General features: G+C 72.9%; 15 protein-coding genes. 8 read left to right on the forward strand and 7 right to left on the reverse strand.

Annotation, left to right across the window (positions count from 1 at the left end):
* Positions 1-8: 8 nt before the first annotated feature.
* Positions 9-518: a 6,7-dimethyl-8-ribityllumazine synthase gene (gene ribH, locus WME73_RS40415; RefSeq protein WP_437741589.1), complete on the forward strand. Its 510-nt coding sequence runs from the start codon at positions 9-11 to the stop codon at positions 516-518.
* A gap of 16 nt (positions 519-534) precedes the next feature.
* Positions 535-957 (forward strand): transcription antitermination factor NusB, encoded by a 423-nt coding sequence (gene nusB, locus WME73_RS40420; RefSeq protein ID WP_012239877.1) that lies wholly within the window; start codon positions 535-537, stop codon positions 955-957.
* 37 nt (positions 958-994) lie between these two features.
* Here the strand turns inward: nusB and WME73_RS40425 are convergent, their stop codons facing one another.
* The 4 genes from WME73_RS40425 to WME73_RS40440 form a co-directional block, all read right to left on the reverse strand.
* Entirely contained in the window at positions 995-3,454 is a 2,460-nt protein-coding gene (locus WME73_RS40425) for an endonuclease MutS2 (protein ID WP_437913065.1), read from the reverse strand.
* Positions 3,454-5,400 (reverse strand): sigma 54-interacting transcriptional regulator, encoded by a 1,947-nt coding sequence (locus WME73_RS40430; protein ID WP_437913066.1) that lies wholly within the window; start codon positions 5,398-5,400, stop codon positions 3,454-3,456. The genes WME73_RS40425 and WME73_RS40430 overlap by 1 nt, the downstream gene beginning before the upstream one ends.
* A 50-nt stretch (positions 5,401-5,450) precedes the next feature.
* On the reverse strand, positions 5,451-6,509 hold the full coding sequence (locus WME73_RS40435; RefSeq protein ID WP_437741592.1) for a hypothetical protein: 1,059 nt from the start codon (positions 6,507-6,509) through the stop codon (positions 5,451-5,453).
* 82 nt (positions 6,510-6,591) lie between these two features.
* Positions 6,592-7,590, reverse strand: coding sequence for an NAD(P)H-dependent glycerol-3-phosphate dehydrogenase (locus tag WME73_RS40440; protein ID WP_437545147.1), 999 nt, complete (start codon positions 7,588-7,590; stop codon positions 6,592-6,594).
* Positions 7,591-7,674: 84 nt separating this feature from the next.
* Here WME73_RS40440 and WME73_RS40445 point away from each other — a divergent pair, with 84 nt between their 5' ends.
* From WME73_RS40445 to WME73_RS40455, 3 genes are all read left to right on the forward strand, one after another.
* Complete coding sequence (locus tag WME73_RS40445; protein WP_437741593.1) at positions 7,675-8,748, forward strand: hypothetical protein; 1,074 nt, start codon at positions 7,675-7,677, stop codon at positions 8,746-8,748.
* A gap of 231 nt (positions 8,749-8,979) precedes the next feature.
* A complete protein-coding gene (lepB, locus tag WME73_RS40450) occupies positions 8,980-10,440 on the forward strand; it encodes a signal peptidase I (RefSeq protein WP_437741594.1) in 1,461 nt (486 codons plus the stop codon).
* A 297-nt stretch (positions 10,441-10,737) separates the two neighbouring features.
* On the forward strand, positions 10,738-11,907 hold the full coding sequence (locus WME73_RS40455; protein WP_437913067.1) for a zinc-binding dehydrogenase: 1,170 nt from the start codon (positions 10,738-10,740) through the stop codon (positions 11,905-11,907).
* A gap of 5 nt (positions 11,908-11,912) precedes the next feature.
* Here the strand turns inward: WME73_RS40455 and kbl are convergent, their stop codons facing one another.
* A complete protein-coding gene (gene kbl / locus WME73_RS40460) occupies positions 11,913-13,103 on the reverse strand; it encodes a glycine C-acetyltransferase (protein ID WP_437741595.1) in 1,191 nt (396 codons plus the stop codon).
* Between the two features lie 287 nt (positions 13,104-13,390).
* Between kbl and WME73_RS40465 the strand changes: the two genes are divergently transcribed.
* Together WME73_RS40465 and WME73_RS40470 are read left to right on the forward strand one after the other, a co-directional pair.
* Positions 13,391-14,455, forward strand: a complete 1,065-nt coding sequence (locus WME73_RS40465; RefSeq protein ID WP_437913068.1) for a hypothetical protein — start codon at positions 13,391-13,393, stop codon at positions 14,453-14,455.
* A gap of 32 nt (positions 14,456-14,487) precedes the next feature.
* Positions 14,488-15,900, forward strand: coding sequence for a DUF4331 domain-containing protein (locus tag WME73_RS40470; RefSeq protein WP_437913069.1), 1,413 nt, complete (start codon positions 14,488-14,490; stop codon positions 15,898-15,900).
* 36 nt (positions 15,901-15,936) lie between these two features.
* On the opposite strand, the gene WME73_RS40475 is transcribed toward WME73_RS40470, so the two are convergent.
* Positions 15,937-16,992 carry a hypothetical protein gene (locus tag WME73_RS40475; RefSeq protein WP_437913070.1) on the reverse strand — a complete coding sequence of 352 codons (1,056 nt, stop codon included), beginning with the start codon at positions 16,990-16,992 and terminating at the stop codon, positions 15,937-15,939.
* A gap of 179 nt (positions 16,993-17,171) precedes the next feature.
* Here WME73_RS40475 and WME73_RS40480 point away from each other — a divergent pair, with 179 nt between their 5' ends.
* Positions 17,172-18,533, forward strand: a complete 1,362-nt coding sequence (locus WME73_RS40480) for a tetratricopeptide repeat protein (protein WP_437913071.1) — start codon at positions 17,172-17,174, stop codon at positions 18,531-18,533.
* A gap of 101 nt (positions 18,534-18,634) precedes the next feature.
* Here WME73_RS40480 and WME73_RS40485 read toward each other — a convergent pair whose 3' ends face one another.
* On the reverse strand, positions 18,635-19,093 hold the full coding sequence (locus tag WME73_RS40485) for a hypothetical protein (RefSeq protein ID WP_437853070.1): 459 nt from the start codon (positions 19,091-19,093) through the stop codon (positions 18,635-18,637).
* Between the last annotated feature and the right edge of the window lie 3 nt (positions 19,094-19,096).

Consider the following 19,096-nt stretch of genomic DNA (forward strand, 5'->3'; position numbering starts at 1 on the left):
AACGGCGGATGGCAGAGCAAGCGGTCGGGCAGGCACAGGCGAGGGTGATCGAAGGGAACCTGGTGGTCCCGCCGGGGGCGCGCTTCGCGCTCGTGACGAGCCGCTTCAACCACTTCATCGTCGACCGCCTGGTCGAGGGCGCGCTCGACGCCATCGCGCGGCACGGCGGCGCGCTCGGTCGGACGTCGATCGTGCGCGTCCCGGGCGCGTGGGAGATGCCCACCATCGTGGGGAGGCTCGCGCACAAGAAGAGCGTCGACGCGATCATCACCCTGGGCGCGGTGATCCGGGGCTCGACGCCGCATTTCGACTACGTGGCGGCCGAGGTCACGAAGGGGATCGCGACCGTGTCGCTCCAGACCGGGGTGCCGGTCACGTTCGGGGTGCTCACGACCGACTCGATCGAGCAAGCGGTCGAGCGGGCAGGCACGAAGCATGGCAATAAGGGGTGGGAGGCCGCCGTCAGCGCGATCGAGATGCTCGCGCTCGGCGCCGCGCTGGACACAGCTGGCCTCTAAACGAAGGTTCTGAGAGATGGGTGCGCGCTCTACCGGCCGCGAAGCGGCCTTGCAGATGCTGTTCGCGGTGGAAGCTGGTGGAAGCTCGGCGCCCCGCGTCGTCGCGACCTTCTGGCGCGAGACGCCGGGCGATCCCGAGGGACGCGCCTACGCGGACGAGGTGGTGGTCGGGGTCGCCGAGGATCTCGCGGCCGTGGACGAGGCGATCCGGAAGGCGAGCACGAACTGGCGCCTCGAGCGGATGGCGCGCGTCGATCGGAACGTCCTCCGGCTCGGCGCGTGGGAGCTCATGAACCGCCCAGAGGTGCCGCGCGCGGTCATCCTCGACGAGGCGGTCGAGCTCGCCAAGCGCTACGGCAGCGAGGAGAGCGGCGCCTTCGTGAACGGCGTGCTCGACCGGATCGCCGAGAACCTCGGCCGCGTCGACCGGGATCGCTGAGCGTCACGGCGCGCTGTCGCTCAGGCGCGCGCCTCGCTCACCACTTCAGCCAGGCGACCGTCACGCCGTCGCCGCCCTCGCTCGGGCCGCCCGGCCGGAGGCGCGCCACGTAAGGGCTCCCGCGCAGCGCCTCGCGGACGGCATCGCGCAGGGCGCCCGTGCCGTGCCCGTGGACGAAGAACGTGACCTTGCGGCCCGCGCCGAGCGAGCGGTCGAGGAACTGCTCGGCCATCGCGACCGCCTCGTGCGCGCGCAGGCCGCGGAGATCCACGGTGTTGTCCGCCGTCTGGATCGGGACGTCGGGGTCGGCGGCGGCGTCCAGATCGACGCGGCGCTGCGGGGGCGCCGCGACGGCCGGCGGCGCGCCGGTGCCGCGCAGCTCGGCGATCGAGGTCGTGAGCTTGAGCGAGCCGGCGGTGACCCGCAGCTGGCCGCCCGAGAGGACCTCCACCACCTCGGCCTCGGCCCGCAAGCGAGGTACGTAGACGCGGGCGCCGACGCGGATGGCGGCCGGATCGATCGCCGGCCGCGCCTGCGGCTCGTCCTTCGGGCGCAGCTCGAGCTCGCCGCCGATCGACGTCTTCTGCCCCACCGCGTCCATGGCGCGAGCGGCCGCGCGCACGTCCTCCTCGGTGGGCTTGCCGCGCAGGCGCGCCTGCGCCGCCTTGAGGTCCTCGCGCGCGCGCCGCAGGCTGGCGAGCAGCGCCTCCCCCTCCCGCGTGATCACGCCGCGCTCCTTGTCCCGGAGCCGCTCGATCTCTGCCTCGAGCTCCCGCCGCTTCGCGCGGGAGGCGGCCGCCTCCCGCTCGGCGTCCTCGCGCGCGAGCTCGAGCGCGCGGCGCTCGGCGGAGAGCTTCTCGACCATCTGCTCGAAGGTGACCGCCTCCTTCGTGAGAAAGCGCTCGGCCCGCTCCAGCACGGCGCCCGGGATGCCGAACCGCCGCGCGACCGCGAGCGCGCTCGATGCGCCGGGCACGCCGACGACGAGCCGAAAGGTCGGGCTCATGGTGGCGAGATCGAAGCCGACCGAGGCGTTCTCGAAGCGCTGATCCCCGAGCGCGAGCGCCTTGAGGCCCTCGTAGTGCGTGGTGCTGGCGACGGTGCCCCCGCGCGCGCACAGCGCGTCGAGCACGGCCGCGGCGAGCGCCTCGCCCTCGCGCGGATCGGTGCCGCCGGCGAGCTCGTCGAGCAGGACGAGCGCGCCGGGGCGCGTCTCGCCGAGGATCCGCCCCAGGTTTTTCACGTGGGCGCTGAAGGTCGACAGGTTCTTGTGGAGGTTCTGCTCGTCGCCGACGTCGGTCAGCACGACGTCGAAGAGCGCGACGCGAGAGCCCTCCCCGGCCGCGACCGGCAGGCCCGCGCGCACCATCAGCGCCGCGAGCCCGAGCGTCTTCAGGGCCACGGTCTTGCCCCCGGCGTTCGGTCCGGAGACGATCATCGCGCGGCCGGCGCTCATCGCGAGGTCGCTCGCGACCACCTTCACGCCGTCGAGCGCGAGGAGCGGGTGGCGGCCCCCGATGAGCTCGATGGAGGTCGGCCTCGATCCGCCCTCCGAGGCGCCCCGCCCGGCCCCGAAGGCGTCCTCCGGGACGTCCGGGAAGGTGAGGTCGAGGTCCTCCGCGAGCCGCGCCGCCGCGGCCCGCACGTCGGCGTGGGCCAGGGCGCGGGCGGCGGCCGCGACGCTCTCGACGTCCTCGGCCACGCGGGCGGTGAGCGCCGCGTAGATCGCCTGCTCCTCCCGCGCGACCTCGGCGTCGACCATCTTCATCCGGTTGCCCGTCTCGACGAGCACCCGGGGCTCCACGAACACGGTGGCGCCGCTCGCGCTCGTCGCGTGGACGATGCCGGGGAAGCGCTCGTGCGCGTCGGATCGCACCGGCAGCACGTAGCGCCCGTCGCGCTCCGTCCAGTAGCGGTCCTGGAGGATGTCCTCGTGCTTCTGGATGAGGTCCTCGAGGCGCCGGACGAGCCGCTCGCGCACCGCGCGCCGCTCCGCGCGAAGCGCCTCCAGGCGAGGCGACGCGCGATCGGCGAGCGTGCCGTCCGGATCGAACGCCGCCGCGAGCTCGCGCGCGACGGCGTCGAGCTCGGGGTCGGTCGCGCACGCGGCGTGGAGCGCGGGCGCGATCTGACGCCGGTTCTGCAGGTACTGCCGCGACGTCCGCGCGGCCTCGAGGAGGCCGAGCACGGCGCGCAGCTCCTCGTTCGCGAGCGCCGCGCCGATGCGGGCCCGATCGAGCGCGTCCTCGAGCTCCGCGACGTCGCGCGCCGGCACCGGCTCCCCGGCCCGGGAGAGCTCCACCGCCTCGCGCACCTCCGCGAGCGCGGTGAGGGCCTCGGCGCGCGTCGACGCGAACGGCAGGGCCCGGGCCAGCCGCTTCCCGCCCCGGGACGCGCATCGCTCCGCGAGCGCCTCGAGGACGCGATCCCACTCCAGGTCGGCGCGGGTCTTGGTGGGACAGGGATCTGCGAAGGGCCCTTCGGGGTTGTAGTCCATCACGCTTCGGTCGGATCGCGGGCCACGCCGCCGGCCCCGCTCGGCATCGGGTTCTGCTCCTTCTCGAGGTAGCGGAAGATGGTGCGCGGGTCGACGCCGAGGTCGCGGGCCGTCTGCGTGCGGTTGCCGTTGTTGCGCTCGAGCGCCTCCAGCACGTACCGCCGCTGGAACTCCTCCTTGGCCTTCTCCAGCGGCATGACGGCCGTCTCGGCGCCCGGGCCGAGATCGAGGTCCTCCACGGCGAGGAGCGCCTGGTCACAGAGGACAAGCGCCTTCTTGATGCGGTTCTCGAGCTGCCGGATGTTGCCCGGCCAGGGGTACTTCTTGATCGCGGAGAGCGCGGCCGGGCTGAAGCCTCGCACGGCGCTGCCGAGCTCGTCGGCGTACTTCGAGAGAAGGACCTTGGCGATGATGAGCACGTCGTCGCCGCGCTCGCGGAGCGGCGGGAGCCACAGGTTCACGACGTTGAGCCGGTAGTAGAGATCCTCCCGGAAATTGCCGGCGCGGATCTCCTCCTCGAGGTTCCTGTTCGTGGCGGCGACGATGCGGATGTCGACCTTCTCGGGCTTCGAGTCGCCGACGCGGAAGACGACCCGCTCCTGGAGCGCGCGGAGGAGCTTCACCTGGAGGTTCAGCGGCAGCTCGCCGATCTCGTCGAGGAACAGCGTGCCCTTGTCGGCGACCTGGAACTTGCCCGGGCGGCTGGCGATGGCGCCGGTGAAGGCGCCCCTCACGTGGCCGAAGAGCTCGCTCTCGATGAGGTTCTCGGGGATCGCGCCGCAGTTGATGGTGACGAAGGGGCCGCCATCGCGCGGGCTGCGCCGGTGCAGCTCCCGCGCGATGAGCTCCTTCCCGGTCCCCGTCTCGCCCGTGATGAGCACGCTGATGTCCGTCGCCGCGACCTTCTGCAGCTTGCGGAACACCTCGAGCATCGACGGGCAGGCGCCGATGATCTCGCCGAACTTCTTGTCGTGCAGCTCGGCGACGAGCTTGGCCTTGTCGGCCCTGAGGGCGTTCAGGAGCATCGCGTTCTGGAGGATGAGCGAGGCCTGGGACGCGAAGATGCTGAGCAGGTCGAGCTGGGCGCGGTCGAAGAGGTGCTTGATCTTGTCGTTGCCGACGTAGAGCGCGCCGATGATCTGGCCCTGCGACAGGAGCGGCGCGCACATCACGCTGGAGAGCTTCATCGCGATGACGCTGTCGCTCCGGCCGAACTGCGTGTCGGCGAGCGCGTCGGAGACGATCACCGGGCGGCCCGAGACGATGACCTGACGCACGATGCTGTCCGAGATCCCCCCGGCCGCGTCGGTGATGGCCTCCTTCCGGATGTTGCGCGACGCGCGCACCGCCAGCTTGCGATCGCCGCCCGCGGCCGGCGCGGCCGGAGCGCCGCCGCAGACCGCCGTGTCGGCCGCCGCCTCCGCCCCCTCGAGGAGCAGGAGGAAGCCCTTGTCGGCGTGCGTCAGCTCGATGACGTCGTCGAGCATCGCCTCGAGGAGCTCGTCGACGCTGCGCCGGTTGATGAGCTTCTCGCTGAAGGCGAACAGCTTGCGGACGCCGGCGAGCTCCGACGAGCCCTGCAGCGGCGCGGGCCGCTCCGCCCCGCCGTCGCTCGCCAGGAGCCGCTCCTGGACGGTCGGCGCCTCGGCGAACATCGAGAAGCCGACCTCGACCGTGCCTAGCTGGAGCCGGTCGCCGTGCACCAGGCGGGCGCGCCGCTTCTTCTTGCCGTTGATCGCGATCTCCCCGTCGCGCTCGCACTCCTCCAGCACGAAATCGCGTCCGTCGAACACGATCTGCGCGTGATGGTCCAGCACCCCTGCTCCCGCGACCGCGACGTCGTTTCCGAGCGCCTTGCCGATCGTCGTGACCGGTTTGTGGACGCTGTACAGGCGTGGCGCGCCCTCGGAGGCGAAATACTTCAGGGTCGGCATCGAGGGCAGCATAGCAGGCGTGCCGCGGCCTCATGCAGCCGTGTTGGACGGCACACCGCGGCTTACCAGAGCTCTCCGACGACGACGGCGCCGAGCCCGCCTCGATAGGGCGTGAGGCTGCCGCCGAGCACGCGCGCGAACGGGGGACGGCCACGATCTTCCTGGTCGTCCAGGGCGACGGAGGCGCTCGAGTCCGGCCTCCCGAGGAACAAGGCGCCCGCGACGAGGCCGAGGGTGCCCGCCGCGCCCTGGGCGATGAGGCCGCGGCGGGGGTCATGATCGCTCCCGATGTACGCGAGGTAGATGGGCAACGACACCACCGTGCCGATGCCGAGCCCGCCCCACATCCACGCGAGCTGGTTCCACGAGGGCGTCCACGCGACGGACAGGCCGACGGCGCCCGCGGTCGCGACGTTGAACCCGATGAGGCCCCCGAGCGAGATGCTGTCGTTCGACTCGCTCCAGTCGCCGTTGCTGGCGGCGGCCCCGAACGCGCTGCCGATGAGCGAGCCCCACACCGCGCCCGAGGCGACGAGCATGTTGGTCTGCGGCTTGGGCCGGAGGAGATAGTAGAAACCCCAGCCCGCCGCGCCGCCGACGGTGGAGCCGATCACCTCGGCGGTCGCGAGCCCGAGGAAGCCCCACTCCTTGCCCTTCCGGGCGCTGACGTACTGGTAGGACGCGATGCCGAGCCCCTCGCCCGCGCCGATCACCATGCCCGTGGCGATCGCGGACGGCATGCCGCGCGGCATCGGCGGCGAGTCGAGAAAGTAGACGCCGACCGGCGCCGCGACGCCGAGGAGCGCGGGGGCGATGAACTGCGCGCCGGGATCGTCGATGCCGGCGAGCGCGTCGATCCAGATGCCGGTCCCCACGCCGTAGGCCACGGAGGTGGCGTAGAGGTAGCCGACCTCGAGCGGCGTCGATTTGGGCTCGCTTTTCTTCTGCGGGGCGTACCCGTAGCCGCCGTACTGGCCTCCGTACCCGCCGCCGTACTGACCGCCGTACGCGCCGCCCTGCTGACCACCGTAGGGCGGCGCGCCGTACTGGGCAGCGGCCGTCGAGCTGACGCTCGACAGGAGGAGCGCGGAGAGGAGACTCACGAGAGGTCGCGTGTGCATCGCGCCGCCACTTTACACGCTCGCGAGAGGCGAGGCGCGCGGCGGCGCGAGAAAGCGCCTTCCCGCGAGCCGGCCCCGCGTCTCACTCTCTCGTGAGGGCGCGGGTCATGAGGTCCACGACGGCCTGCTGCGGCGGCTTTCCCTCGTACAGCATCCGGTACACCTCGACCGTAATCGGCGCGCTCACGCCCAGCTTGTCCGCGAGGTCGTGCGCGCTCTTTGCGGTCTTCACGCCCTCGGCGACATGGCCGAGGCCGGCGAGGATCTCGTCGAGCTTCCGTCCCCTGCCCATCTCGATCCCGACGGTGCGGTTGCGCGACAGCTCGCCCGTGCACGTGAGCACCAGGTCGCCCATCCCGGAGAGGCCCGCGAGGGTGAGCGGGTTCGCCCCCTTCGCCGCCGCCACGCGGCCGATCTCCGCGAGGCCGCGCGTGATGAGGCCGGCGCGCGCGTTGTGGCCGAAGCCGAGGCCGTCGCAGATGCCGGCGGCGATGGCGATGACGTTCTTGAGGGCGCCGCCGACCTCGACGCCCACGACGTCATCGGACGAGTAGACCCGGAACCTGTCGGTCGCGAACATGCGCTGCACCGCGTGCGTCTCCCGCTCGCTCCTGCCAGCGACCACGACCGTGGTCGGCTGGCCGGCCGCGACCTCGCGCGCGAAGCTCGGGCCCGACAGGTACGAGAGCCGCGGCTCGGCCTCGCGCCCGAGCTCGTCGACCAGCACCTCGCTCATCAGCATCAGCGAGTCGTTCTCGATGCCCTTCGTCGCGCTGCACACGAGCGCGTCGCGGGGGATGTGGCGCCCTGCCTCCCGGACGACCTCGCGCAGCGCGTGCGACGGGACGACCACGACGGCGAGCTCCGCGCCGCGGAGCGCGTCCTCGAGATCGCCCGTCGCCCGCAGGCTCGCGGGCAGCTCCACGCCCGGCAGGTACCGGTCGTTCTGGCGCTCGCGGCCGATGCGCTCGGCGAGCTCGCCGTGGTGCGCCCAGAGCGCGGTGGGGTTGCCCTTGTCCGCCAGCAACTTCGCCAGCGCCGTCCCCCACGCGCCGGCCCCGATGACTGCGACGTTCGCCATGGCAGTGACCCTATCACCACCCGCGCGCGGGGGCCGACGGCGGCGCGCCGCTCGACCCGCCGGTGTTTCGACTATGCTGCGCCCATGCTCTTCCGCACCGCCGCGCTGCGCGCGCTCGGCCTCGCGCTCTGCCTCTCGCTGCTCGGAACGGTGTGCGGCGCGTGCGGCCAAGGCGCGCTCGGCGTGATGCCTGGCGTCGTGAACGATCCGGGAAACCTGTCCCTCCGCAGGGCCATCCTCGCCTTCGCGACGAGCCAGCTCTGCACCGAGATGCGGAAGCGGAGCGTGCCGCTGCGCCTCCGCGACGAGGATCCGGTGACGGGCCGGTTCTACCCGGGCTCGTGCGTCGCCCAGGAGCTCGCGAACGGGCACCTGTTCCTCCAGTTCGGGGGGAGCGGCGTCGTCTGGACGAACCTGACGAAGCGCATGAGCTTCGATGCGAGCGCGGCCGTCGAGTACGACCACGACTTCCTGATGGATGGCGACACGATGTACGTGTACTTCCGCCAGCGCTCGACGACGGCGGCGAGCTTCACGACCAAGCTCATCGAGCAGCCCGCCGCGATCTCGCTCGGCGGCGTGTCGCTCGCCCAGGGCAGCGCGTACGCGAACGCGCTCGGCGCCCAGCTCCTGAAGACCGAGATCGCCCGGGGGTTCACCGTCATCCGCGACGACGACGGCGCCGTGCAGTTCGGGCTCGGCATCATCGAGAAGGGGAAGCGGCCCGACGCGCCGTACGAGCGCCGCGACAACGGCAAGCTGCTCCTGGCAAACGAGCGCACCGAGGTGCACCAGGAGCAGCGCGATATCATCGGCCCGCTGGAGATCGCGGGCAGCGACGAGGCCCTGACGCTCACGGTCGCCGTCGAGGGCGCGCCCGGCGTGGACGTCATCCTCGTGCCTCGCGGCACCGGGGAGCCGTGGCTCCAGGCGTACCTGACGCAGCCCGCGCCGGCGCCCCTGGCAGCGGCGGCCCTGCTCGACGAGCCGGTGTACTCCGGCGCCCCCTGGCGGCGAACGGTGCCGCTGCCTAAGGGGCAATACTACCTGGTCATCGACAACACGAGCGCCGCAGGGCGGACGCAGCCAACGACGTACGCCCGCGACGACCGCGCGGCCCTCGTGAGCTACGCCGTCGAGGTCGGAGACGCGCCCTGACGAGGGCGAACGAGGGGCGAGCGAGGGGCGAACGAGGGCGACGAGGGCGAACGAGGACACGCGGGCGACGACGCCGACGGACCGCGCGTCGCCCGCCACGCCTGCGCACTTGCCGCGGCGAGGGGCGGCGTATACATAAGCTCTCTCTTGCCGCCGCGCCCCGATGATCAACCCCAGAGCGTCCCGTCGGTCGCGGCCAGCCGGCCCGCAAGCTCGGAGTTCAGACCCTCGATGAGGGGAAGCGCGAGCTCGGAGCCCCGCGCCAGCGCGGCCAAGTCGACAGGCGGCGCAGACCCGCGCTCGACTGGCAGCTCTCCTCCGCCAGGGGGCAGGGACGGCCGGGCGCCGCTGCGCTTCCTGTTCCACCTCGTGTGGATCTGCATCGTTCCCTTCGCGCTCGCGGTCCTGAACGTCTGGCTGCTCACCCCGCCGGCCGAGGGAGGGAGCTCCCAGCCGCTCCGGGTCTTCGTCGGCGAGCAGCAGATCCCGGCGGGCATCGTGCTCTTCACGATCTTCGCGATGATCCTCTGGCGGTTCCGCCACGAGCTGCCGTTCGCGTCGGCGATCGGCGTGGGCGGCCGCCGGGACATCCCCCCGAAGGCGCGCGCTCGCTTCGAGGACGCCGCGGCGCTCCTCGAGGAGGCCCACCGGATCCTGCGCGGCCGCAAGCGTGACGTCGAGCGCGAGCTGACGAGCGGCGAGCGCGAGCAGGTGATGCAGGCGATCGCGGCCCTCGAGCGCGCGATGAGCGCCGAGACGTTCGACGCCGACGAGTTCGACGCCGCCCACAGCCGCGCCGATCGCGCGGTCGGCGAGCACCTCGGCCGCTGGCGCAAGGGCGAGATGCGCGAGTACGCGGAGTCGATCGGCATCGCCGTCGCCGTCGCGCTCCTCCTGCGCGCCTTCGTCGTCGAGGCGTTCAAGATCCCGAGCGGCTCGATGATCCCGACCCTCATGGTCGGCGACCACATCTTCGTCAACAAGTTCACCTACGGCCCGCTCATCCCCTGGACCGACCAGCGCCTCTTCCCTCGCCTGCCGCCGTCGCGCGGGGACGTGATGGTGTTCAAGTTCCCCGAGAACAAGGAGCAGGACTTCATCAAGCGGACGATCGCCATCCCCGGCGACACGCTGGAGGCGATCAACGGCCGCCCCGTCATCAACGGCTGGCTCGTCCCCCACTGTCACGTCGGCCCCTACCACTACGAGGGCCGGCAAGCGGAGCTGTTCGTCGAGTACCTCGGAGACAAGTCGTACTTCACGCTCTACGAGAAGAACCCCGACGGGATGATGTGCGTGGAGAGCGACGATTGCACGCCGGGCTCCTCGTGCCGGGGCGGCATCTGCGGCGATCTCCAGGGCCCCTTCAAGGTGGCCGCCGACGAGGCGTGGGTGATGGGCGACAACCGCAACAACAGCCACGACTCGCGCAGCTGGCGCGGCGGGCTCGGGGCGGGCGTGCCCTTCGATCACATCAAGGGACGCGCGATGTTCGTGTGGATGAGCTTCGGCCCCGGCGGCGGCATCGCGCAGGATCGCCTCTTCGTGAACGTCATGGGGCGCCCGAAGCTCCCCGGCGCCCACGAGGCGACCCTGCACGACGGCCTCGAGAAATGCCTCCGCGAGCGGCCCCCCGTCTCCGAGACGACCCCGCCGCCCCCGCCCGCGCGCCCTCAGTCGAAGCGCCGCTGAAGCCGCGCCGGCAGCGCGTGGGCGCGCAGCCTCCCCGACAGCGCGTGGGCGGTCTTGTCCCCTCGAGGTCGACGCGGCGAGTCATCCGGTCCAGGGCGACGGAGCAGGCGGTGCGCCCGGGGCGCCGCGGGATCGAGCCGAAGAGGCCGAGGAGAGACGCCGGAGACGGGAGCAGCCCGAGCGCAATTTTCTGATGGGCGGTCGCTCGTTCACGCGCCACGCTTCCCATGCCCGAGGCGCCCGTGCGCCAGCTGCGTGAGCTGCGTGCGCCTCGAACCCCGAACAGGAGCCAGGTGCATGAGCGACGCGATGTGGGCGCTGACGTACAACCGCGAGAAGCAGCCGTGGGAGTCCACCGTCGGGCTGTCCAAAGATCAGGTCGAGCGTCCGGCGATCGACGAGGCCAGGGACTACCACGACCGCGCGAGCGTCCTCGTCAAGCCGATCATGACGGGCTTCTGCGGCTCGGATCGCGGCATCTGGTTCCGCAGCGCCTTCAAGGACATGATCCTCTCGTCGCTCGATCGCGATCGGAAGGCGACGCGCACGATCGGCCACGAGCTGCTCGGCCGCGTGATCGACCTCGGGACCGACGCGCGCCGGTCCTTCGGGCTTCAGATCGGCGACATCGTGTCGACCGAGAGCCACATCGCCTGCGGCGCTTGCTACCAGTGCCGCGTCGGCGACACCCACGTGTGCGCGGACGACAAGATCATCGGGATCAGCGAGGATGGCTGCTTCGCCGAGCTCGTCAAGCTGCCCGCGAAGAACCTCTGGCGCACCGACATCGCGAGGATCCGGCCCGAGGTCGCCGCGGTGCAGGAGCCGTTCGGCAACGCCGTGCACGCGTGCACCAAGGTGAACCTCCGCGGCAAGCGCGTGGCCATCTTCGGCTGCGGCACCATCGGCCTGTTCGCGATCGCGATCGCCCGCGCGATGGGGGCGATCTACGTCATCGGCGTGGAGCCGGCGGAGCGGAACGCCGAGATGGCCCGCCGCCTGGGCGCCGACGCGGTCCTGCGCCCGCACCGCGCGAGCCCGGAGCGGCCCCACGCGAGCGATCCCGAGCTGACGGAGCGGGTCCGGAAGCTCACCGACGGCGTCGGCGTCGACGTCGTGCTCGAGATGAGCGGCGTGAACAGCAGCGTCAACAACGCGATCCACGCGGCGAGGCGCGGGGGCGACGTGATCCTCTTCGGCCTGAAGAGCGGTGACGCGGTGATCGAGAACTTCGACCGCCTCATCGTGGACGGCATCAGCCTCCACAGCGTGATCGGCCGGCGCATCTTCGAGACGTGGCACATCACGCGCCACCTGCTCGAGTCGCGCGATCCGAACATCCACGACCTCATCTGGGAGGTCATCCTGAACCGGGGCGAGGGGACGGTGTTCGACTTCGAGGGCTACGACGCGGCGGCCTTCCAGGAGGCGATCTCGAGCCACCCGAAGGTGATCCTCCGCTACTGAGCCGCTCAGGCGACGACGCCGAGGCGCCGGCCGACCCGCAGGAAGGCGTCGATCGCCTGATCGACGTGCTCGGGCTCGTGCGCGGCGGAGAGCTGCACCCGGATGCGGGCCTCGCCCTTCGGCACGACGGGGTACGAGAAGCCGATGACATAGATGCCCTCGGCGAGCAGCGCCCTCGCCATCTCGTTCGCGAGCTGCGCCTCGCCCAGCATGATGGGCACGATCGGGTGGATGCCGGGCTTGATGGTGAAGCCGGCCTGCGTCATCCCCTGCCGGAACCGGCGCGCGTTCTCCATCACCCGCGCGCGCAGCGAGGGCTCCGCGTCGATGAGGTCGAACACGGCGATCGAGGCGCCGGCGATCGCCGGGGCGAGCGTGTTGGAGAACAGGTACGGCCGCGATCGCTGCCGGAGCAGGTCGACGATCGGCTGCCGGCCGGTCGTGAAGCCGCCGCTCGCCCCGCCCAGCGCCTTGCCCAGGGTGGAGGTGATCACGTCGACGCGGTGCATGACCCCGCAGAGCTCCGCGGTCCCGCGCCCCGTCGGCCCGATGAACCCGGTCGCGTGCGAGTCGTCGACCATCACCATCGCGCGGTACTTGTCGGCGAGATCGCAGATGGTGTCGAGCTTCGCCAGGTACCCGTCCATCGAGAACACGCCGTCGGTGGCGATGAGCCGGAGCCGCTTGCCGGCCGTCGCGCGGAGGATGTCCTCGAGGGCGGCCATGTCCCCGTTCGCGTAGCGGTGCCGCTCGGCCTTGCAGAGGCGGATACCGTCGATGATCGACGCGTGGTTCAGCGCGTCCGAGATGACGGCGTCCTCCTCGCCGAGGAGCGTCTCGAAGAGGCCGCCGTTCGCGTCGAAGCACGACGAGTAGAGGATGGCGTCCTCGGTGCCGAAGAAGCGGGCGATCCTGGACTCCAGCCGCCGGTGAAGGTCCTGCGTGCCGCAGATGAAGCGCACGCTGGAGAGGCCGAAGCCGTGCGTGTCGATTGCCTCCTTCGCCGCCGCGATGACCGCCGGGTGCGACGACAGGCCAAGGTAGTTGTTCGCGCAGAAGTTGAGGACCCCAGCGCCACCTTCGGTCCGGATCACCGGCCCCTGCGGCGTCGCGAGGATCCGCTCTTCCTTGTAGAGACCCGCCGCACGGATGTCCTCCAACGCCCGTACGTACAGTGACCGAGCGACATCGAACATGACGTCGTTATAAAACGGGGCTGTCGGCCGGTCGACGGGGGAACGCCGTCCGGACACCCAGGGCGGCGCTGCTCATGGGCCTGAGCGCCAGCAGGCGACCCCGGACACGGGAGGCAGGGTGCACGCGGCTTTGTCGCGCGCAGCGCGGCCGCGGCCTACTCGATCCGGGAGGCACGTGGCAGAACGGGCAGCGTCCAGCGCCGCGCGATCGCCGTGCGGCTCGCGTCGCGTGCCAGCGCGCGCCGCGCGAGCCGAGCGCACGAACGGCGCCCTCGGGAGGAGCAGGCATGACGGAAGCCAGGGGGGACTTCCGGCGAAGCGCCGGTGTGCTGTGTGCTGTCGCGTCGCTCGCGGCCGCCGCGAGCAACCCGGGCTGCAGCCGCGCGGAGGATCCGCCCGGACGGACCAGCGCGGTCTCCACCGGCGGAGCGCCTGGCACGACCGCGGCGAGCGGAACGGGAGGCGGGGGCGGCGCGGGGGGTGATGCTCCCTATGCGGCTTTGCCGCTCGTCCCGGCGATCGCGTTCGACGCGACGCCGGATATCGCCGGGGCTTACGTGTACTTCACCGGTCTTGGCGCGGACGGCAGGGCCGGCGTCTTCAGGATCGGCGCGCAAGGCGGCGCGGGCGCCGCCGAGATCGCGGCCGGTCCGCCGCTCGTCGCGCCGCTCGGGATCGCGACGAGCGCGGACGGCGGTCGCGTCTTCGTGGCCGACCCAGGCGCGGGCGGCCCGGCGCTCGGCGACGCGGGCGCCCTCTTCGCGATCGACCTGCCCGGCGGCGCCGTCGCCCCGATCGACGGCGGCAAGGGGCTGCGCGCGCGCGGCCTCGAGGTCACCCGCGGCGCGGACAACGAGGAGCGGATCATCTTCTCGGGGCGCGATCGCGACGATGGCCAGCCCGGCGTGTTCTCGCTGCCGGCGCGCGGCGGCGAGGTGTCGGCGCTCGCCAAGGGGAGCCCGCTCGTCGACCCGAGCGGGATCGCGGTCGCCGGCCGGGGCGACGTCTTCGTGTGCGACACCCTCACGAGCCCCGACAAGACGGCGACCATCTTCAGGATCGAGGACGGCTTCGTGAGCCCGTTCGCGACCGGGCTCCACGTCGGCACTCCGTGCGGCATCGCGCTGACGCGCGACGACGCGGCGCTGCTCGTGCTCACGCGCGACCCGACCCGAGGCGCCGACGAGGTCGTGTGGATCGAGGTGGCGTCCGGAGCGCGCTCGGCGACGGCCGCTGGCGCGCCTGGCCACGACGAGCCCGGGGGGCTGCACCGGGCGAGGGGCGCCGACGTCTTCGCGTTCGTCGATCACAGGGCCCAGGAGCAAGGCTCGGTGTTCCTGCTCAGGCAATGAGCCGCAGAGGAGCGATGGAAGGACCCGCACGCATGATCCACCGACCGTCGCGCGCCGTCGCCGTCTTCACGGCGTCCGTCGCGCTCAGCGCGCCCAGCCTCGCCGCAGCGTCGAGCCACCGCGAGGCGCCGGCCATCGCGAGGGATCCGGCCGCCGACAACACCGACCTGTACGCGTGGGTGGAAGGCGGCAACCTCGTGATCCTCGCGAGCTACATTCCGCTCGAGGAGCCCTCCAGCGGGCCGAACTTCTACGGCTTCTCGGACGACGTGCTCTACGAGGTGCACATCGCGCGCGGGCCGTCGAGCCTCGAGGACGCGCTGACCTATCAGTTCCGGTTCTCGACCAGGCCGTACGTGGCGGCGGATCCGGCGGGGCTCACGCCGGCGCCGAGCGGCGGCAACGAGTTCTTCTCGCAGCTCGCCGGCGGGGAGCAGACGTACACCGTGACGAGGATCGAGGGCGGCGCGTCGACCGTGCTCCTGAGGGACGCCCCGGTCGCGCCGCCGAACATCGGGAGGAGGACGAACCAGCTCGCCTACCGGATCACCGGCGGCGGCTACCCGGCCTTCGCGATGTCCTCGAAGTTCCTCAAGCAGATGGCGGGCGGCGCGGGGCGCGCCTGGGCCGGGCCGCGCGACGACGGGTTCTACGCGGATCTCGGCCGCGCGTCCGATCTGGCGGGGCTGTGCCCGCTCCTCGCGGCGCCGAACCCGTCGTGCACCGCGCGCGACAACCTCGCCGGCTTCAACGTCCACACGCTCGCGCTCGAGCTCCCGCTCGCCGCGGTCAACGGCGGCGCGGAGCCGACGCCGGGGCCGAGCGACCGGCAGACGCTCGGCGTCTGGGCCTCCGCGAGCCGCCGCAAGGTGCGGATCCTGCGCGCGAACGGCAAGGAAGATGGCCTCGGTCCCTGGGTCCAGGTGTCGCGTGTCGGCCTGCCGCTGATCAACACCTGGATCATCGGCCTGCAGGACAAGGACAAGTACAACCGCGCGCACCCGCGCGACGATCTCGCCAACTTCGGAGCCTACTTCCTGAACCCAATCCTGGTGCGGGACGCCGAGTTCGCCGGGCTCTACCAGGCAGGCCAGCCGCTCGCGGCCTTCGATCCCGAGGCGCTGAAGCAGAGCCGGACCGACCTCATCGACGCCTTCAACCTGAAGCCCGCGAGCCTCGGAGGGCACAGCCTGCAGACCGTCGGCGACGTGCTCCGGATCGATCTGGGCATGCCGTCGGGCTTCCCGAACGGCCGCGCGCTGGTCCCCGGCGCGGATCACGAGCAGACCGACGTCACCGACGCGCTGCTCACGCTCGTCCTGACCGGCGCGCTCGGCGCGACGGCGGGCGACGGCGTGGGCGCGAACGACGCGCGGTTCCTCCCGGCCTTCCCTTACCTCGCGACGGCCTGGGAGGGCGCGACCCAGGGCCATTTCCGGCCCTGAGCCGCCCGGCGTGGCGCAGCGCGCGCAGCTCGCCTGTCACGGCGCAGCGCACCGCATCCCGCACACGCCGCGTGCGGCGCCCCCGCGCGCTCGTCGAACACACGCGGCGCGGCACTCGCCGTCGCGCGTGCAGGCCTCGCCCTCGGCCTTCGGCGCCGCGCAGCGCCCGTCCACGCAGCGCGCGCCGGCCGCACAGAGCCCGCCGAGGCAGGCGGCGCCGGCGGGGGGCAGCGCCGCCTCGCTGCAGCGCGCGTCGACGCAGCGGCGGCCCCTCCCGCAGGCCGCGTGGGCCTCGCAGCGGCCGCCGAGCGGGACGTCGTCCGCGCACGCGCGCCCGGCGCAGTGGCCGCGGCACTCGGGGTGCGCCTCGGCGTAGCGCGTCTGCCGGGTGACCGCGGCCAGCGCGTCGACCGAGAGGCCGCAGGGCCCCGCGGCGCGCGGGGCGCGGCAGGTGCCCGCGTCGGTGGGGCCGGCGCCTTCGCAGCGCAGCCCGCCCGCGCACTCGAGCGACGACCGGCACCGGGCCCCCTCGTCGAGCGCGCCCCGCACGATCCCCTCGCATGCGGGCGGGACCGGGGCGGCGAGCGGAGAGACCCAGTCGCACCCATCGAGCGATCGTTCCATCGCATCGACGCAGCGGCCCACCTCGTCGGTCGATAGCGTCACCGCCCGCGCGCGCACCGCGACGCTCAGCGCGCGCGCGCACTCGGCGGCGGCCTGGAAGCCCGCGGCGCCGCCGCAGCACGCCGCCTTGCGCCGCGCGGGCAACGCATGAAGCGCGTCGCATAGCCGGGCCGCGAGCGGCTCCGGCGCGCCCTCGGCCTTCCCGTAGACGGGGGTGATCTCGTCGCCCGGCAGGTTCTCCGCGGGCCCTGCCGGCGAGGGCGCCGCGGTCGCATCCGCCCCCGGCGAGGGCGCCGCGATCGCGCCTGCCTCCGGCGAGGGCGCCGCGGCCGCATCCACCCCCGGCGAGGGCGCCGCGGTCGCGCCCGCCTCCGGCGAGGTGCGGCGAGCACACGCGGCGCAGAGGTGCACGATCAGCGCCGCGGCGCAGAGCCGCTGCAGGCGGTGGCCATCCGTCTGGACAGGCAATGCGATCTCCTCCGCGCTGCGCGCTGCTGGTCGATCGAACGATGCGCTGGAGCGGCGAGCTTGCCGGCGCAGGCCGGCGAGGCAAGCTCTTTCGCGATCGGATCGAGCCTGTGACGCCCCCGGGTGAGCCGCGGCGCGCCCAGGGCGGAGCTCCAGCGCGAGGGGAGGTCAGCGCTCCGATGCTGCGACGAACGGGTTGCCTCTTCGCCTGCGCTGCCCTGAGCGGAAGCCTCGGTTGCACCGAGCGCCCGCGCGCCGAGGCCGTCCCCGCCGCGACGGTATCGACCGGGCGCGCCGCCGAGGCGCCGGCGCCCTCGAGCCTCGACGCGGCGCGCGCGCTCGCGCTCGCGGCCCCGGCGGGCGCGAGCGCTGTCGATCGCGAGATCGAGGCGCTGTCCCGACGCCTCGCGACGGCGCCCGGCGGCGCGGATCTCTGGAGCGCGCTCGGCCACGCGTGGCTCCGAAAGGCGCGCGCCTCGGGCGATCCGTCGCTCTACGGCCGAGCTCACGCGTGCGCGGAGGTCGGGCTCGCGCTGGCCGCAGGAGATCGCGCGTCGCTCAACCTGCTCGGCCTCGTGCTGATCCACGAGCGCAGGTTCACCGAGGCGCGCGACGCGGCGGAGCGGGTCCTCTCGCGGGACGAGGGCGACGCGCTCGCGCTCGGGACGCTCAGCGACGCCGCCCTCGCGCTCGGCGCCTTCCAGGTCGCGGCGCACGCGGCGCAGCGGATGGTCGACCAGCGGCCCGGCCTGCCGTCCTACGCGCGGGCCGCACACCTGCGGTGGCTCCAGGGCGACGCGGCGACGGCGAAGCGGATCATCCGCCTCGCGATCGACGCCGGCGACCCGGGCGAACCCGAGGCGCTCGCGTGGACCCTGACCCAGGCGGCCATGATGTTCTGGCACGAGGGCGACCACGAGGGCGCAGACCTGGGCTTCGAGCGGGCGCTCGCCGCGCAGGCCGGGTATCCGCCGGCGCTCGCCGGCAGGGCGCGCGTCGCGCTGGCCCGCGGCGCGTGGGGCCGCGCCGTCGAGCTCCTCGAGCGGGCCCACCAGCAGAGCCCGGACGCGGAGACCGCGTGGCTGCTCGGCGACGCCAGGATGGCTGCAGGCGACCACGCCGGCGCAGCGCGGGCTTACGCCGGCGCGGTCGACGCGGGGCAGCTGTCGGACCGCCGGACCCTCGCGCTGTACTACGCGACCAAGGGCCTTGAGCGCGACGAGGCGCTCCGCCTCGCCGACGCGGAGCGCGCCGTCCGCGCAGACGTCTACACCGAGGACACCCACGCCTGGGCGCTGTACCGCGCGGGCAAGCTGGCCGAAGCGCGCGCGGCCAGCGACAGGGCGCTGGCGCTCGGCACGAGGGACGCGCGCTTGCTCTACCACGCCGGGGCGATCCGGATCGCCCTGGGGGACGTGGCGCGAGGCGAGCGGCTCGTGCGGGACGCGCTCGATCTGAACCCCAGGTTCGACATGACAGGGGCCGCCGAGGCCGAGCAGCTCCTCGCGCGTCGCAAGGCCCCCCGCGGCCCGGCGCGCTGACGGCCTGATCGAGGAGCAGCGCGCCAGGCGCGCTGAGGGTGAGCACGCGAGGCGTGCCTTGTGGTGAGAGCTCGCGAGTCCGGCCGAGCGGGGACTCGACCTCAGGTGTCGTATTTCACGGTCGACGGGACCACCAGTGGTGGAGGAGCGATAGCGGGTTGCGACGGCGCCGGGGCGGGCTCATCAATGGGGCCCGAGCCTGGCTGGCTCTTGGGTGGCTGGCCATGGAGCTCCCGCAGCCGAGCGGGCGCGGGCTCGATCGCTGTCGGGGCCTCATCTCCTCCCGGCTCGCCCTGCGCGATGGGGGGCACGCTCACCGCGGGCGGCGGCGGGACGAACATCCTCGGCACCTGGATCGAGCGGGCGATCGACGCGACCTCGGGGAAGCTCATGGCCATCCGCTCGACAAACGCCGCACGGGCCGCATCATCGGGGGCGCTCGCCGAGGCCTTCGCGACCCGCAGCGCCGACCAGAGCTCGTAATACCAGGCGGAGAGGGAGGCATGCGCTTCCAGCAGGTCACGAATGGTATCCTCGGAAACGATGATGTTCTTGCCCATGGG

The organism is Sorangium sp. So ce302 (genome assembly GCF_051530145.1).
Lineage (GTDB): Bacteria > Myxococcota_A > Polyangia > Polyangiales > Polyangiaceae > Sorangium > Sorangium cellulosum_B.

Bases quoted from the DNA above. Each gene is read 5' to 3' on its own strand.
- ribH (WP_437741589.1), top strand. From the start codon at position 9: ATGGCAGAGCAAGCGGTCGGGCAGGCACAGGCGAGGGTGATCGAAGGG.
- nusB (WP_012239877.1), top strand. From the start codon at position 535: ATGGGTGCGCGCTCTACCGGCCGCGAAGCGGCCTTGCAGATGCTGTTC.
- WME73_RS40425 (WP_437913065.1), bottom strand. From the start codon at position 3,454: ATGGACTACAACCCCGAAGGGCCCTTCGCAGATCCCTGTCCCACCAAG.
- WME73_RS40430 (WP_437913066.1), bottom strand. From the start codon at position 5,400: ATGCTGCCCTCGATGCCGACCCTGAAGTATTTCGCCTCCGAGGGCGCG.
- WME73_RS40435 (WP_437741592.1), bottom strand. From the start codon at position 6,509: ATGCACACGCGACCTCTCGTGAGTCTCCTCTCCGCGCTCCTCCTGTCG.
- WME73_RS40440 (WP_437545147.1), bottom strand. From the start codon at position 7,590: ATGGCGAACGTCGCAGTCATCGGGGCCGGCGCGTGGGGGACGGCGCTG.
- WME73_RS40445 (WP_437741593.1), top strand. From the start codon at position 7,675: ATGCTCTTCCGCACCGCCGCGCTGCGCGCGCTCGGCCTCGCGCTCTGC.
- lepB (WP_437741594.1), top strand. From the start codon at position 8,980: ATGAGGGGAAGCGCGAGCTCGGAGCCCCGCGCCAGCGCGGCCAAGTCG.
- WME73_RS40455 (WP_437913067.1), top strand. From the start codon at position 10,738: ATGAGCGACGCGATGTGGGCGCTGACGTACAACCGCGAGAAGCAGCCG.
- kbl (WP_437741595.1), bottom strand. From the start codon at position 13,103: ATGTTCGATGTCGCTCGGTCACTGTACGTACGGGCGTTGGAGGACATC.
- WME73_RS40465 (WP_437913068.1), top strand. From the start codon at position 13,391: ATGACGGAAGCCAGGGGGGACTTCCGGCGAAGCGCCGGTGTGCTGTGT.
- WME73_RS40470 (WP_437913069.1), top strand. From the start codon at position 14,488: ATGATCCACCGACCGTCGCGCGCCGTCGCCGTCTTCACGGCGTCCGTC.
- WME73_RS40480 (WP_437913071.1), top strand. From the start codon at position 17,172: ATGCTGCGACGAACGGGTTGCCTCTTCGCCTGCGCTGCCCTGAGCGGA.
- WME73_RS40485 (WP_437853070.1), bottom strand. From the start codon at position 19,093: ATGGGCAAGAACATCATCGTTTCCGAGGATACCATTCGTGACCTGCTG.